The sequence below is a fragment of the Acidiplasma cupricumulans genome (assembly GCF_001402935.1).
GTDB classification, from domain to species: Archaea; Thermoplasmatota; Thermoplasmata; order Thermoplasmatales; family Thermoplasmataceae; genus Acidiplasma; species Acidiplasma aeolicum.
In genome coordinates, this window is sequence record NZ_LKBH01000279.1 from 1 (window position 1) to 14,561 (window position 14,561).

At 34.8% G+C, this 14,561-nt stretch carries 11 protein-coding genes and 1 tRNA gene; 8 read left to right on the forward strand and 4 right to left on the reverse strand.

What is annotated here, in order from left to right:
* Positions 1-51: 51 nt before the first annotated feature.
* The 5 genes from AOG55_RS07630 (at position 52) to AOG55_RS07645 (ending at position 4,234) form a co-directional block, all read left to right on the forward strand.
* On the forward strand, positions 52-372 hold the full coding sequence (locus AOG55_RS07630; protein ID WP_048100795.1) for a winged helix-turn-helix domain-containing protein: 321 nt from the start codon (positions 52-54) through the stop codon (positions 370-372).
* 91 nt (positions 373-463) lie between these two features.
* A complete protein-coding gene (locus AOG55_RS07635; RefSeq protein WP_048100796.1) occupies positions 464-1,282 on the forward strand; it encodes a hypothetical protein in 819 nt (272 codons plus the stop codon).
* A gap of 84 nt (positions 1,283-1,366) precedes the next feature.
* Entirely contained in the window at positions 1,367-1,630 is a 264-nt protein-coding gene (locus AOG55_RS09205) for an IS200/IS605 family accessory protein TnpB-related protein (protein ID WP_255350860.1), read from the forward strand.
* Between the two features lie 333 nt (positions 1,631-1,963).
* The gene (gene tes / locus AOG55_RS07640; RefSeq protein WP_236688994.1) at positions 1,964-3,793 is read left to right on the forward strand and encodes a tetraether lipid synthase Tes; all 1,830 of its coding nucleotides are present in this window, start codon (positions 1,964-1,966) and stop codon (positions 3,791-3,793) included.
* Positions 3,794-3,829: 36 nt separating this feature from the next.
* Positions 3,830-4,234, forward strand: coding sequence for an archease (locus AOG55_RS07645; RefSeq protein ID WP_048100797.1), 405 nt, complete (start codon positions 3,830-3,832; stop codon positions 4,232-4,234).
* 30 nt (positions 4,235-4,264) lie between these two features.
* On the opposite strand, the gene leuS is transcribed toward AOG55_RS07645, so the two are convergent.
* Complete coding sequence (gene leuS, locus AOG55_RS07650; protein ID WP_055041128.1) at positions 4,265-6,973, reverse strand: leucine--tRNA ligase; 2,709 nt, start codon at positions 6,971-6,973, stop codon at positions 4,265-4,267.
* 4 nt (positions 6,974-6,977) lie between these two features.
* A complete protein-coding gene (locus AOG55_RS07655) occupies positions 6,978-7,517 on the reverse strand; it encodes a pyruvoyl-dependent arginine decarboxylase (protein ID WP_048100799.1) in 540 nt (179 codons plus the stop codon).
* Between the two features lie 149 nt (positions 7,518-7,666).
* Between AOG55_RS07655 and AOG55_RS07660 the strand changes: the two genes are divergently transcribed.
* From AOG55_RS07660 to AOG55_RS07670, 3 genes are all read left to right on the forward strand, one after another.
* Positions 7,667-10,372: a DEAD/DEAH box helicase gene (locus AOG55_RS07660; protein ID WP_055041132.1), complete on the forward strand. Its 2,706-nt coding sequence runs from the start codon at positions 7,667-7,669 to the stop codon at positions 10,370-10,372.
* A gap of 330 nt (positions 10,373-10,702) precedes the next feature.
* The gene (locus AOG55_RS07665; protein WP_055041129.1) at positions 10,703-11,602 is read left to right on the forward strand and encodes an ABC transporter ATP-binding protein; all 900 of its coding nucleotides are present in this window, start codon (positions 10,703-10,705) and stop codon (positions 11,600-11,602) included.
* Positions 11,603-11,605: 3 nt separating this feature from the next.
* Complete coding sequence (locus tag AOG55_RS07670; RefSeq protein ID WP_055041130.1) at positions 11,606-13,096, forward strand: ABC transporter permease subunit; 1,491 nt, start codon at positions 11,606-11,608, stop codon at positions 13,094-13,096.
* A gap of 11 nt (positions 13,097-13,107) precedes the next feature.
* Here the strand turns inward: AOG55_RS07670 and AOG55_RS07675 are convergent.
* Together AOG55_RS07675 and AOG55_RS07680 are read right to left on the reverse strand one after the other, a co-directional pair.
* Positions 13,108-13,182 (reverse strand) — tRNA-Glu (locus tag AOG55_RS07675).
* Between the two features lie 63 nt (positions 13,183-13,245).
* Positions 13,246-14,520 carry an adenylosuccinate synthase gene (locus AOG55_RS07680; RefSeq protein ID WP_055041131.1) on the reverse strand — a complete coding sequence of 425 codons (1,275 nt, stop codon included), beginning with the start codon at positions 14,518-14,520 and terminating at the stop codon, positions 13,246-13,248.
* Between the last annotated feature and the right edge of the window lie 41 nt (positions 14,521-14,561).

Genomic DNA, 14,561 nt, shown 5'->3' on the forward strand with positions numbered 1-14,561 from the left:
AAATGTTTTTATAAATAAACAGTATATATATAATTGTAGGGTGAAAAAGATATGGAAACAATTGAAAAGGAGTCCATGAAAGTTATAGACCCTGAAACAAAAAAAGTTGTTGTTTTAAGGACTTATATGGGGAGGCCACCCAAATTAAGCAAAAAAGACATGGAAACCTTAAGACATTGCATTGAAAATCAGAAGATATGCAACGTCAAGGAGGTTCAGGAATATATCAAGGAGAAATTTAACGTCTCATATTCCTCCAAGGAGGTTCGTGAAATTCTTAAAAAATTCAATCTTAATTACTATCCCTTATTAAGAAAATACACATATGAAAGCTACTACAATGAAATGATCAACAGAAAATTTGAATTTTAATTCTTTTATATTTTTTTAATAAAAAAATTCATTCTGCATTCAAAATATTTTTATATGCGTTTAGTCTTATTTATTGTCACCGTGAGTTATCATGAAAGATGAAATGGATTCTTTACTGGCCAATGTATTAAATTATTCAAAAAAAATGAAGCTTAATGTTTATTATTCAATAGATGTGGACATAGTCATAAGCTTTGAATGGGATAAACGTATGGGTAACTGGAAAAATTTCCTTGATACATGCAGGGCCAATAATGTTCATTCAATTGTCCTTTCAGTTAAGAGATTCCAGGATGAGGATATAGATCTGGAATATACACAGGAGAAGAAACTTTTTAATAAAATTGCTGAACTGGATATAATGTATATAGTTAATGATGTGGGTTATAAATATCATGAGGAGGCTCCAGAATTTACAGAATTAAATACATTTAGTCTTGATGACCTGCTTGAGGACACTGATGAGAAAAAGGTATTGCCATTAAACAAGGAGGTAAATGAAAAATCTGTAGACACACTGACACAGGAAATGCTAAAGTACATTAATGATGATTTAAATGGATATGCCCATTATAATATGGACGATGCCATTAAATCATTTTGGCAGTATAAAGGAATCAATCTTGATTTCTGGGTTGAACCAGAAATAAAAAATAAGATAGACAAGGTAAATAAAAATGTTAAGAAGGTTATAGAAAAGGAGGATAGCAAGAAAGAAAGACAGAAACTTTATAATATGATACCCGACCTTCTTGAAAAATTATTTGAAAAAAACAAGTCAAACATAACACTGGATGATGTTAAGGATTACCTGTCAGAACAAAATGTTAAGGTAAAATATAAAATAAATATAACCTCACTTTACAGGCAGGTGCTTAAGGCTGTAAAATTAAACAATGGAAAGCAATAAATATAATTTAATATTTTCATGTTTATTTTTTGAACTTTATGCATATTATGAATAATTTCAATAATTATCTATATTATTGATACAATAGCTATAGGCCATAATGAAGAATCGAAACAAAATGTAAATCTTAGCAAAAAGGACAACCAGAACTTTGTTCAAATACCATTTAACATGCTTATAAATCAGATACAATATAAAGTTAAAGAACACAACATAAATATAATCATACATGAGGAATTATACACATCTAAATGCCAATTTTTAGACGGTGAAAGCATTGAAAAGCATGAAACATATTTAGGCAAAAGAATAAAGAGAGGAGTATTCGGTCTGCTAATGAGGCATTAATACATGCTGACCTGCAGGCTTCATCCAACATTATAAAAAAGCAAATTCCCGAAGCATTTGACTGGCTCGGGGGGTATTGGGTTATATCCAGGAAGTTTAAGCATCAAAGAGATGATAACTTCTAAAGAGGTTTGTTAACATGGTTAACATAAATCGTAACCTAATTAGCTTTTAAGGATACTATTGTTACAAAATAAAATTATTTTAATATTTAAAGGGAATTTTTGTAATTCCAAAAGCTACTTAGCAATATTCATTATTAGCAAAAAATAAGACAAAAGATATATATGTATATGTTTGCTTAACTAAATTAGTTCAAAAGGTGAATTAAAAATGGTTATGGCAGAAGAGAGAAAAAATCTCGAGGTTAGACTGTCAAGTAATTTCGAGATAAGCAAGAACGCTCCATTCAAAACAGTGGATGAATTCTTAAGTGAGATGGGGCATTTAATCACCGACGATATGCTTGTATTAAGAGTAACTGAAAGTCTTTGCCCAATATGTGCAGATGAGGAGAAATTTGATCAGATGAGAATACCCGCAATAGTTTATGAGGAGGGCGGTGAGGTTAATTTAATAAAGGAATGCCCCGAACATGGTATTACCAAGGAAAAATACTGGGAAGACTATGATATGTATGTTGAGGCAAGCAAATACCAAGACAAGGAGGGAACAAAGATACTTAATCCAAACGTTGCGGTTTATGCAGATAAGATTATATGTCCAACACACTGCGGATTATGTGTTAAGCATAAATCACATACAGGATTGGGAAATGTTGTTATAACAAACAGATGTGATTTATCATGCTGGTACTGCTTCTTCTATGCAAAGGAGAATGAGCCAATATATGAGCCATCACTTGACCAGATAAGATTAATGCTAAGAAGAATGAGAAACGAGAAACCTGTTGGTGCAAATGCTGTTCAGATAACAGGTGGGGAACCAACATTAAGGGACGATATAATTGACGTCATAAGAATAGCCAGAGAGGAGGGTTACGAGCATGTGCAGATGAACACCAACAGTGTAAGGGCAGCCTATGATCCAGACTTTGTTAAGAGGGCAAGGGAGGCCGGATCAAATGTCGTTTATACAAGTTTCGACGGTCCAACCCCGAGATCAAACCCCAAAAACTTCTGGGAAATACCAATGGCCCTTGAAAATTATAAAAAGGCGCCCATGGGTGTTGTTCTTGTACCCACAGTCATTGGTGGAATAAATGATATGTATCTTGGTGATATGATTAAATTTGCCGTATCAAACATAGATGTCGTAAGGGGTGTTAACTTCCAGCCAGTGAGCCTTGTGGGCAGGATGTCCGACCGTGCAAGGGCAAGGCAGAGAATAACCATACCAGGCGCAATCAAGAAAATAGAACAGCAGCTTGATGGCCAGATAGGCAGGGAAGACTTCTTTACTGTGCCGGCAACAACAGAGGTATCAAACTTCATAGAGGCATTAAAAGGCCACCCAACATACAAATTATCAATACACTTTGCCTGCGGTATGGGTACCTACGTATTCGTTGATAACGGGAAGATTATACCCGTAACAAGGTTCGTGGATGTCAAGGGTATGTTTGAATATCTTTCAGAATTAGGAGAGGATATAAAGTACTCAAAATGGAAAACAGCAAAGAAGGCAGAATCAGTAACAAAACTGTTATTACATCTTAAAAAATTCGTTGATTATGAAAAGGCTCCAAAGGATTTCAAATTAAAGGATATGGTTTACAATGCCTTTACAGAGGGCGATTACCATGGTTTAAAGGCATTCCACTACAAGTCCCTATTCATAGGATTCATGCATTTCCAGGATCCATACACATATGACGTTGATAGAGTGGAAAGATGTGATATACATTATGCAATGCCTGATGGAAGGGTCATACCATTCTGCGCATTCAATGTAATACCAGAGCTTTACAGGGATTCAACACAGAGGAAGTATTCAATACCTGCAGATGTATACCAGGAAAAGACAGGTATAAACCTGAAGAAGGACAAATATTTCAGAAAATACACAGTTGAGGAAAAGAAGAACATAATAAGGTTCTATGAAAAGAGCATCGGAAGGAACCTAAGACCAGAGGAAATAGGTCTTGACCTTGACAAGGATGAAATACCCATGATCTCATCAGTAAACCCTGGTGAGGAATAAATTTATTATTTTTGTTTTATTGTACTTTTAACTTCTATGAGATACAGGCTTTTAAAGGATACTGGAGATCTTAAGATTAAGGTTTATGGTAGAACCTATACAGAAATATTTAATAATGCAGTTTATGCCATGTCAATGTCTATTATTAAAGTTCATAATCCTAAAATTGAGGTGGAAAAAAATATAGAGTTACATACTAACAATTATGAAAGCCTCCTCATAAATCTTCTTAATGATGTTCTATTTTATTTTGAAACTCAGGATACATTATTTTTTAATTCTAAATTAAACGTTGATGATTTTTATGGTGTCACCGGCAAATTACTGGGAATGCACATTCCAGAAAAGGTAAATTATGAATATATAATTAAGGCAGCAACATACCATGACCTTGAAATCATGCCTGATAAAAACCATGCAATAATAGTTTTTGATATTTAAATTTCCAGCTTTAAAAAATATGGATTATAATTAAAATATTTTAATAAGTGGCCTTCCCGGCCATGGATTTTTAACCCCAATTGAATCGCTCCTTTCAACTTTAATTTTTAATCCTGTGGATCTGCCAATGTAATCAATGTTGTCCATGAGTATTTTATATTCATCCAGATACCTATCAGATATTCTGTTCTTATTTTTAATGTAATCTTTTATCATTATTTTGTATGTGTCTTCAACAGTCTTACTATTAAACATTTTCAGAAACATTATTTGTTTTTCACCATATACTGTAATTAAAACATTTTCTCCCTGGTTTTTTATGACACGGTAAATCTCCTTTATGTCCGATATTACATTTTCAACATATTTTTCTGACTCAATAATATTATAATCGATCCTATCTTCTATGTTAATGTCAAGCCTTTCACCGCTCACAAATGTATTCTTAACGTATCTATGCCAGTATTCCTCGCATGAATATGGTATTACAGGACTCATTATTATAAGCCAGTCGTGCATAATTTTTTTAAGAGCAATATTAACATCAGCATTTCTATTTTCAACGTTTTTTAAATCATTCATTACACTGTAAAACACTGATATGTATGCATCCCTTATCTTCATTGATTCCATGTATTCCAGAAACTCCTTTACATGTAAATAAAACGATGAATAAAACCATCTGTATATGTAATCATCAGAGTCCTCTGGATTTGTGTATTTTTCAAATAAATTAAGAAAGTTTTCGTACCGCTTATATACAGATGATAAATCCTTCTCGTTCCAGTCAAGCATTGATGAGACATCGGCACCAACTGCAATAAACAGCCTGTAAAGATCTGCTGAGTACCTCTGTGTGATTTGCAGAAGAGATATAACGTTTCCCTTGCTTTTAGATATTTTTGCACCGTTTGATATTACTATGCCTGAAAACATTAGACCACCCGGTAAATATTTTCCACTGAATATTGCCGCGTGGTTCATTATAAAGAATGAGAGGTGGTTTGAAATATGTGGTGGTGCTGTAATTCTAAGATCATTTCCATACCAGTAATTAAACTGTCTTCTGGCAGCTTCTGCCTTTCCCTTTACATAATCATCATATTTTTCAAGGTTTATATTTTTATTAAGATAAACATAATCTATTATGTCATCAGGGATATCTCCAAGATGATCATAAATACCGCGCATTTCCCTGGCATTTGTATATGTAACCATATATATTGTCGAATCGGATAAGGACTCTATAACCCATCTCTCATCAAATGGAAGTTTTGTACCTATGCCACGCCTTCTAGCACAGGGTCTTTCCCTTAGCCAGTCTATGGCATCGTTCATTATCTTCCTGTACATTTCTGGATAAAATTTCATCGAGTTAATTAGGTCATGGGCCCTCTCCTTAAGCCAGTCCTGTGAATAGTCTATGAACCACTGGTCTCTTATAACAGCAACTATAACCTTGGAGCCTGATCTTGTCACCGCCTTCCTGCTGGTTTCGTAGAATATTAGTCCAAGTCCTGCCTTTATAAGATCATTTTTAATTATTTCCCTGCCCTCATTTACGGTTAAACCCGTGTATTTTCCAGAATTAATCAGTTTTCCATTGTAAAATTCCTCCTTATATAATTCCTGTGTGGCATCCTTTAATTTTTCATCATTTTCCATTAAACCATACTTTTCAACAAGGCTCTCGACATTTATGCTTCCAGGTGTTTCCACAACCTTTTTTATGTCCATATTTAATTTATTCCTTTTAAAATAAACATAGTCAAATATGGAATGTCCGGGAACAGAATAAACAACGCCGGTGCCATTATCTGGGTCCACAAATACTGCAGGGAAAACGGGAACCATGGCATTATATAAAGGAACCTTAAATTTTCTATTTAAGATCTCTCTGTTTTCAACATCTCTTATATATTTTACGTTATCGTGCTGAAGTGAAAATTTGACATAGCCCTCGTATGTAAGTACAATATTTTTATTTTCATAATTCATTTCAACATATCTGGCATCAGGATTTATCCATATATTTGTAACCCCGAAAAGGGTTTCTGGTCTTAATGAGGCTGCAAGCAGATCAAAATCATTGCCCTTGAATAACACACCTGTAAATTCCTCTATGCTAACCTTATCGGTATCACCATCCTTAATATCATCCTCGCCAACAGCATTTTCATCCTTAATACTGTAAAGTATGGGGTAATTTCCCTTTTTTATTAATCCAAGCTCATTAAGCTTGTTAAACTGCCATCTGACAATGCACTGATAAAAATTATCAGCAGATGTAAATTTTCTTGTCCAGTCTATTGAATAGCCAAGATCCGAAAAATCTTTTATTATCACCTTTGAAAAGTAATCAGCTATATTTTTTGGGTCCTTAAATGATTCTATTATATTATCTATATCCTCCTTACTTTCATATTCTGAAAGATAGCTCCTATAAAGTTTTAATGTATCAGGGTCATTGTTTGCAAGCCTTTCTGCAAATGCAAGAATTGGGGTGCCACTTTCATGAAACCCCATTGGAAAAAGCACATTATACCCCATCAGCCTTTTATATCTTGCGACTATATCACCAAGGGTATAGGTTCTTCCATGCCCAACATGGAGCGACCCATTTGTATACGGCCATGGTACGGTTACAAAAAACTTTTTTAAATTCTCATTTACCTCAGGTTCGAAAACCCTATTTTTATACCATTCCTCACGCCATTTCTTTTCTATAGATGCATCCATATTCCTACACCACTAAAACTGCAGCAGCTATCACCGTTGCCCACTCATCAGGTTTTAAAACAACAGTGGTTGCCGCGATATTTTTTGTAGTTAATATCTTATCATCAAGAACATACTCATTCTTTTTATCATCCCATTTTAAATGGTCATCAAGGCCCATGGTGCTGGCCAGCATTTCAGCTGCAAGTTTTTCAGCAAAATGGCCAGCCTCATTTTCTGTCTGCCCAAAGGTGTGGTGCTCGCTTAAATATCCCCATTTCCCCCTGTCTGATGGTACTGCAACACCAATTGCGGCAGATATCATCCTGTTTAATTCGTTTGAAGAATTTCTCGCAAGCACTGTAAATAAAATCTGACCGTAGGATAGAAGTTTCAACCCCTCAGATTTATCGACTATTTCAGCATATGGTGGTAATATTGAACTTACACTAACTATATTAAAGGGGGCTATACCAGCATCCCGTAGGGCGTTTTCAAATGATTGAAGCTGTGTTTCACCGCGACCTATTCCTCTTGTAAAAAATAATTTCTTTGGCAATAGCATAGGGGTATATTATTATTTATTTAAAATATTTATTGAAATTTGGTCCTGATTGTATTATAATGCAATAGTTTTAAATTCTGTAATATTTATGGTCCTTTTTGCATCAAAATTATAATATTTTAAATAATATTACAGCATTTATAAAAGAAATGTCCCTTTCTCTGAAAAATGTTTTTGCCTTATTAAATCCGAAATTAAAAGAAAGTTTAATAAAAAACGGCATAGAAGAGCCCACAGAGGCCCAGAGAATTGCCATACCTGAAATACTAAAAGGAAATAATATATTATTAATATCACCCACAGGGTCTGGTAAGACAGAGGCCGCCCTGCTCCCTGTTATTGACCGGATATTTAGGGAGAGGCCAGAACCCATATCACTTTTGTATATAACACCCTTAAGGGCATTAAACAGGGATATGCTGTCAAGGCTGTATACATACTGCGATAATCTAAACATAAAGGTTCAGGTACGGCATAGCGATATAACCCAGTCACAGCGTGATGAAATCTCAAAAAGTCCTGGAAATATATTAATAACAACACCAGAATCATTACAGTTAATGATGTCCGGAAAAAAACTACGGGGCCATTTAAAAAATGTAAAGTTTGTTATAATTGACGAGGTTCATGAAATGGCCCAGAATGAACGTGGGTCACAATTCTCAATAGCCATGGAAAGGTTGAAGTCAATAGCGGGGAAAATCCAGATAATAGGCTTATCGGCAACTGTAAAAAACGAGGATGAACTTTCCAAATTTATTGCACCTGAGGGAAATATCAAGATTTTGAAACCATCAATAAATAAAAAAATGGATATATCCGTGATTTATCCAGAACCTGCAGACCCTGAAATTTCGGAAAAAATGGGATGCGACCCCCAGTATGCTGGCTGTATATCTGAAATATATCATATAGTTGAAAAAAACCGTGGCACTATTGTGTTTGTTAACAGGAGATATGTTGCAGAGGACATGGCGTTCAGGCTATCATTGTGGATCAATCATCCGGATTTGGAGGTTCATCATGGTTCATTATCAAAGGAAAGCAGGGAAACTGCAGAAATGGATTTTAAAACCAATAAGATCAGGGGCATAATATGCACATCATCGCTGGAACTTGGCATAGATATTGGAACCGCTGATGTTGTTGCACAGTTTAATTCACCAAGACAGATAAATAAAATGGTCCAACGTATTGGGAGATCAGGGCATTCACTTGAAAAAACCTCACGGGGCATTATAGTATGCAATGACACAATAGAACTCGAGGAGGCCGTGGCCATTGTTGATAACATTAACAGCGGCAATCTTGAAAATGTAATGATCAGGAAAAATTCCCTTTCGACGGTTGCAAATCAGATTATGCTCGAACTGAATTATGCCAAAAAGATCAAATATCAGGATTTTTACAACATAATAAAAAGGGCATATCCATTCTGGGAACTGTCCTTTGAAGAATACTATTCTGTTATCGAGCTTTTAAACCGTACAAAAAAATTGATAATAGACGGGGAGTACATAATAAAAAGATATTCAATTTTAAAATATTATATTGAAAATATCTCAATGATACCCAGCGATAAAACATACAGTGTAATAGATACAGTTAATAAAAAATTCATAGGAACACTGGATGAAAAATATGTTGTAAATGAAATTGAACCAGGGTCCTTTTTTATCATACGGGGTGCAACATGGAGGACAATTCGTATTCAGGATGGCAAAATATATGTTGAACCATTTCCAACTGCTGCCATAGCCCCTCACTGGACTGGAGAGGAAATACCAGTTTTGTTTGAAACCACATCAAGGGTATCAGAAAATAGAAAGAATCATGAAATTCCCGGATTCATAAATAAAAGAGGTGCTGATGCACTTTTGAACTGGTATAAAAACGATATAGCATCACTGGATAAAATAATAATAGAATCATATGCTGGAGAAATAATAATCCAGATTCTTCTGGGAAGTCTTGGAAATTTTACACTTGGCGAGATATTATCCGGAATATTAACATCGGTTACTGGTGAGAGCGTCGAAATGGACTACTCACCATATCATATTTATATTAAGGTCTCAAGGAACATTGCACCATCTGATATTGAAAAAATTATTGAAAATATAGATATTAACAACATTGATGGATATATTAAATCATCTGCGAGAAGGTCAAGGTTCTTTAATAATGTTTTTTTATACGAGGCAAGAAAGTTTGGAATAATAACAAATGACGCTGATATAGGCAGGGTAAGGTTTGAAAAAATTGTTGATGCATATTTTAATACGCCATTATATGAGGATTCCATGAGAAAACTTATTTTTGATTACATGGACATAAATGCTGTTACCGAATATTTAAAGGGAATAAAAGGCGTGAAATTCATACTAAGGGATAAAATATCCGAATCATCGAATATATTTTTATCCCATTATTCTGAAAGGATCATGCCACTAAAGCCCACCAAGACAATACTTGAATCAATTAAAAACAGATTATTAAATGAAGAGGTTATACTTTTATGCACATCATGCGGTAATAAAAGAACATTAAAAATTAGGGACATAAGGGATATAAAATGCCCTGTATGCCATTCACATCTTGTTGCATCGGTATCAAAATTCGATGAGGATTCAATAAAAAATATCGATGATACGTTAATTAAAAAAAGGATAATAAAGAACGCGCATCTTGTAAGGGAACGTGGTCTTACCGCAATTATGGTCATGGCTGCAAGGGGGGTTGGACCTGATACAGCCTCAAGAATACTTGAGGTTTCATACCTCAATGAGGAGGATCTGATTAAGAGGCTCCTCAAGGCGGAAACCGATTTTGCCAAAAACAGGCAGTACTGGTAATATATGATGCATGGCATTAATCCTCCCTGATTGATTGACCTGCCCGCCCTAACATGGTTATATTAATATTTCTGGGTGCTGGCATTCATTGCAACGGATTAAATCCTATTAAATCCTTATATTTACCTCCCGGAATTGAATCCCTAATTTAGGTGCACTATTATTTCTGCTATAATGTTACTGGCAAATGCCATTTAAATATCATAACGCCAGAAATTCATTAAAGTCATAAATTTATTTATATATTGACCTGTGATTTTCTTACAATATACACATTATATTATGTCATTTTTATGCAAATATTTAAATATTTTTAGCCATTGCTTTCTTATGATTAATCTTAGGGAATTCAGCAAATCCTACAATAAATTTATGGCTGTAAGCAATTTAACACTTGAGATTAAAAACGGTGAGATCATGGGATTTGCTGGGCTTAATGGTGCGGGCAAAACCACCACCATAAGGGCAATATCCGGATTAATATTCCCAACCGGCGGTTCCATCGAGGTTGATGGCCACAATATTGTAAATGATAAGGTTATGGCATCGATGCAGATAGGTTTGGTTCCAGAATTTCCAAATTTTGAACTGGACGCCAAACCGTTGCAGCTGCTTAAGTATTATGCAGGTTTTTATGGAATTAATTCTGCAGATGCCGAGAAAAGGGCAATAGAATTGTTAAAGAAGCTTGGTATTTACCAGTATGCAGACAAAAAATTAAAGATGTATTCACAGGGGATGAAAAAAAGATTCTCCATAGCATCGGCGCTTATTGGCAATCCCAATAATTATCTTTTTGATGAGACGTTAAACGGCCTGGACCCACAGGGGGTAAAGGATGTAAGGGATTTAATGCTAAGCCTCAAAAAGGAGGGCAAATGTGTGTTCCTATCATCCCATATACTTACTGAGCTGCAGAATGTCGCAGACAGAATCGCAATCATTAAACAGGGCAGGCTTATTAAAATACTGGAAAGGGACGATCTGGCCAATCTTGGGAATACTGTAATAAAGATTGGAATAAGGAATCCAGATAATAATATTAACAGTGTTCTAAAGGGGTATGGTGATGTAATTTTTGAGAATTCATTTTATTTTATAAGAAACGCATCAAAAAATCTTGATACATCTGAGGTTAACAGCGAACTTGTAAAGTCCGGTTACAGGGTTTTTTATATATCCAGGGAAAGCGAGGCCCTGGAGGAATATTTCTTAAAGGCGGTGAACTAATACATGAAACCTTTTATTTACGATATAAAAAGAACATTAACAGGGAAATTCACGATAATTATCATAATATTATTAATAATTGTCACGGCACTCTCAGCATACACGGCAGTTGCCGTCACTTCCAGCAGGGACCCATCAGGAACCTCAATTGTTATGCCCTCAATCAGTTCAAAAAATGGCAATCTAACCATAACGGAATATGCTGTAAATGGCTATGGAAATCCTGTTTCTGGATTAACCACGCATGCTTATATATACAATTATACATCATCTCCAAAGAGCATCAATCCCATGGAGATTACAGGAAAAACAAATGCAAATGGTTATTTCAATAAAACAATTAAAAATTCCTTTGATGCATGCGTTGTATTAAACCTTACCGCATATTACGATCACGGCGTGGCAGAACCCGGGCAGGTTTATCATTTAACATATAACAGTACCAGCAATCAACAATATTTTACTGGATTTCTTCCTTACAGCCCGGATTTTGGCCTAAATTATTTTAATAATAAAGGAAACTTTACATATTTACTTGCCATTCAAAATAAAAGTGATATTTCACAAACTGGTTATCTGGTTTATACACCTTTTAATTACAATATCAATGTTAATGTTTATTATAATATTACGTCTGAGCCATATTACAGCAGTACCCTAAATATGAAGAATGTAACATTTTACAAAACAATTGCAAAGCATATGGATTTTATAAACATCCCGGTTAGTAAAACAGATCAGGATAAATTTGTAAACGTTTACATAGCAAACAGCACGAATAATTTAGTTTTCACCATCCCTTATGAATATGTAAATATTAAACCAGGCGCAATACTGAACAGCGAATTATCAACATTTTTTGGTATTTTATTTATCCCGATACTTGGTATATTCTCTGCATATTATTATTACAGCAGGGATAAAATGTCAGGTGTTATGGAATCAATACTTGTCAGGCCTGTAACACGCGGTAAATTATTCATTTCGAGGTTTACTGGCAATGCAATAAGCTTTATCGCCGGACTTCTTATCGCACTTGGTGTGGCCGATATAATACTGTACAAATATACCGGGTCATTTATCTCTTCAGGCACATTTATTGATTTGTTTGCCGGATATCTTGTTGAGGCCGTGGGCTTTGCCGGCCTAATGTATCTTGTATCACAGTTCCTTAAAACGCAGGGGCAGGTCCTTGGAGTGGGCATTGCCTTTTTATTTATACTTGGATTCATGTGGTCAACATTAATATTATTAATACCGCTTATTCTTCATATTTCTGCAGCATCATCATTTTATAGGGATGAATTAATACTTGGTTCAATATCCCCGGCATATTACCCACAACTTATAACGGCATTTAAATCAGGGGTCTATGATGGCATTTCAGCACCATCACTTGGGATTAATATAATAAGCGTAATGGTGGTTGGCCTCATATGGGTACTTATACCATCTGCCCTGGCATTATATTTCGCAAGAAAACATGATAACTAATCACACATATATGCTCCGATCGGGATTTGAACCCGAGTCATCGGCTCGAAAGGCCGGAATGCTTGGCCGGACTACACCATCGGAGCTTTTTATCTATTAATGATTTAATAAAAATCATTAAAATGTGAAAGACAATTGCATTATATTAATTAAATATTTTCTTTTATAAGTGTCATTTTTCTATCCTCGCCAAGTGATATAATGCCTATTTTTATTCCCGTTTCATTCTCTATAAACTCAAGATATTTTTTAAGATTTTCTGGCAGGGCATTATAACCCTCGTTTATTATTTTTTCAGCATCAAGATCCCCCCAGCCATCAAATTCCACATATTTAACCTCAATATTGTCAAAGTCAGAAAGGTTTTTTGGATAATAATTAATTTCCCTGCCATTCAAAATATATGATGTGGCAACTTTTATTTTTTTAAGCTTCCCAAGTATATCTGTTTTTGTTATTGCAAGGCAGTCCACATCATTAAGCATGGACGTGTATTTTAACAATGGTATATCCAGCCATCCAACCCTTCTAGGCCTGCCAGTTGTTGTTCCATACTCATTTCCAAGATCCCTTAATGTTGAATCATTTAATATCTCCGTTGGAAATGGGCCAGAACCAACCTTTGATTGATATGCCTTAAAAACACCAATGACCTTGTTAACCTTTCTAAAAGAGAAACCAGACCCTGCAGATAGTGCACCGGATATTGTATTTGAGGATGTGACAAATGGGTAAATGCCAAAATCAATATCAAGCATGCCACCCTGTGCGCCCTCAAAAAGTATGTTTTTTCCAGTTTTATATTCATTATTTATTAGCTCCTCGGTATAATCCACATATTTTATTATTTCCCTGCCCAGATTATAAAGGCTCATTGCAAGTTTATCCCTTTCATTCTCATCATTAAATTTTGAATCCCTTAAAAGTTCCCTTTTCATTTTATAAATGGTTTCAATTTTTTGTTTTATTATATTTATATCAGAAAGATCAATAATCCTTATTCCGGTTCTTGCATATTTATCCTCATATGTTGGGCCTATTCCCATGGATGTGGTGCCTATATTTAATTTTGATCTTACAGATTCCTCCTTTTTGTCAAGGCACTTATGCATTTCTGTTACAACATGGGCGTTCATGCTTATTTTAATATTTATATCCCTATTTGAATCCTTTAATATTTTAATCTCTGATAATAATTCATCAGGATCTATAACCATGCCATTCCCGAGTATTACTGTTTTTGCCTGAAGTGCACCGGATGGTATTAAATGGAACTTATATTTTTTTCCAGATATTACAACGGTATGCCCGGCGTTTGCACCACCATTAAATCTCACGACATCATCATATGAACCGCTTAAAAAATCGGTTATCTTGCCCTTACCCTCATCACCAAACTGAAGACCGAGAATTACGGATATCATTTAAACCTATAACGTATTTTAATCTAGTATAAATTAATTTA

Excerpts from the sequence above, each read along its gene's own strand:
- AOG55_RS07630 (WP_048100795.1), top strand. The coding sequence starts at position 52 with ATGGAAACAATTGAAAAGGAGTCCATGAAAGTTATAGACCCTGAAACA.
- AOG55_RS07635 (WP_048100796.1), top strand. The coding sequence starts at position 464 with ATGAAAGATGAAATGGATTCTTTACTGGCCAATGTATTAAATTATTCA.
- tes (WP_236688994.1), top strand. The coding sequence starts at position 1,964 with ATGGTTATGGCAGAAGAGAGAAAAAATCTCGAGGTTAGACTGTCAAGT.
- AOG55_RS07645 (WP_048100797.1), top strand. The coding sequence starts at position 3,830 with ATGAGATACAGGCTTTTAAAGGATACTGGAGATCTTAAGATTAAGGTT.
- leuS (WP_055041128.1), bottom strand. The coding sequence starts at position 6,973 with ATGGATGCATCTATAGAAAAGAAATGGCGTGAGGAATGGTATAAAAAT.
- AOG55_RS07655 (WP_048100799.1), bottom strand. The coding sequence starts at position 7,517 with ATGCTATTGCCAAAGAAATTATTTTTTACAAGAGGAATAGGTCGCGGT.
- AOG55_RS07660 (WP_055041132.1), top strand. The coding sequence starts at position 7,667 with ATGTCCCTTTCTCTGAAAAATGTTTTTGCCTTATTAAATCCGAAATTA.
- AOG55_RS07665 (WP_055041129.1), top strand. The coding sequence starts at position 10,703 with ATGATTAATCTTAGGGAATTCAGCAAATCCTACAATAAATTTATGGCT.
- AOG55_RS07670 (WP_055041130.1), top strand. The coding sequence starts at position 11,606 with ATGAAACCTTTTATTTACGATATAAAAAGAACATTAACAGGGAAATTC.
- AOG55_RS07680 (WP_055041131.1), bottom strand. The coding sequence starts at position 14,520 with ATGATATCCGTAATTCTCGGTCTTCAGTTTGGTGATGAGGGTAAGGGC.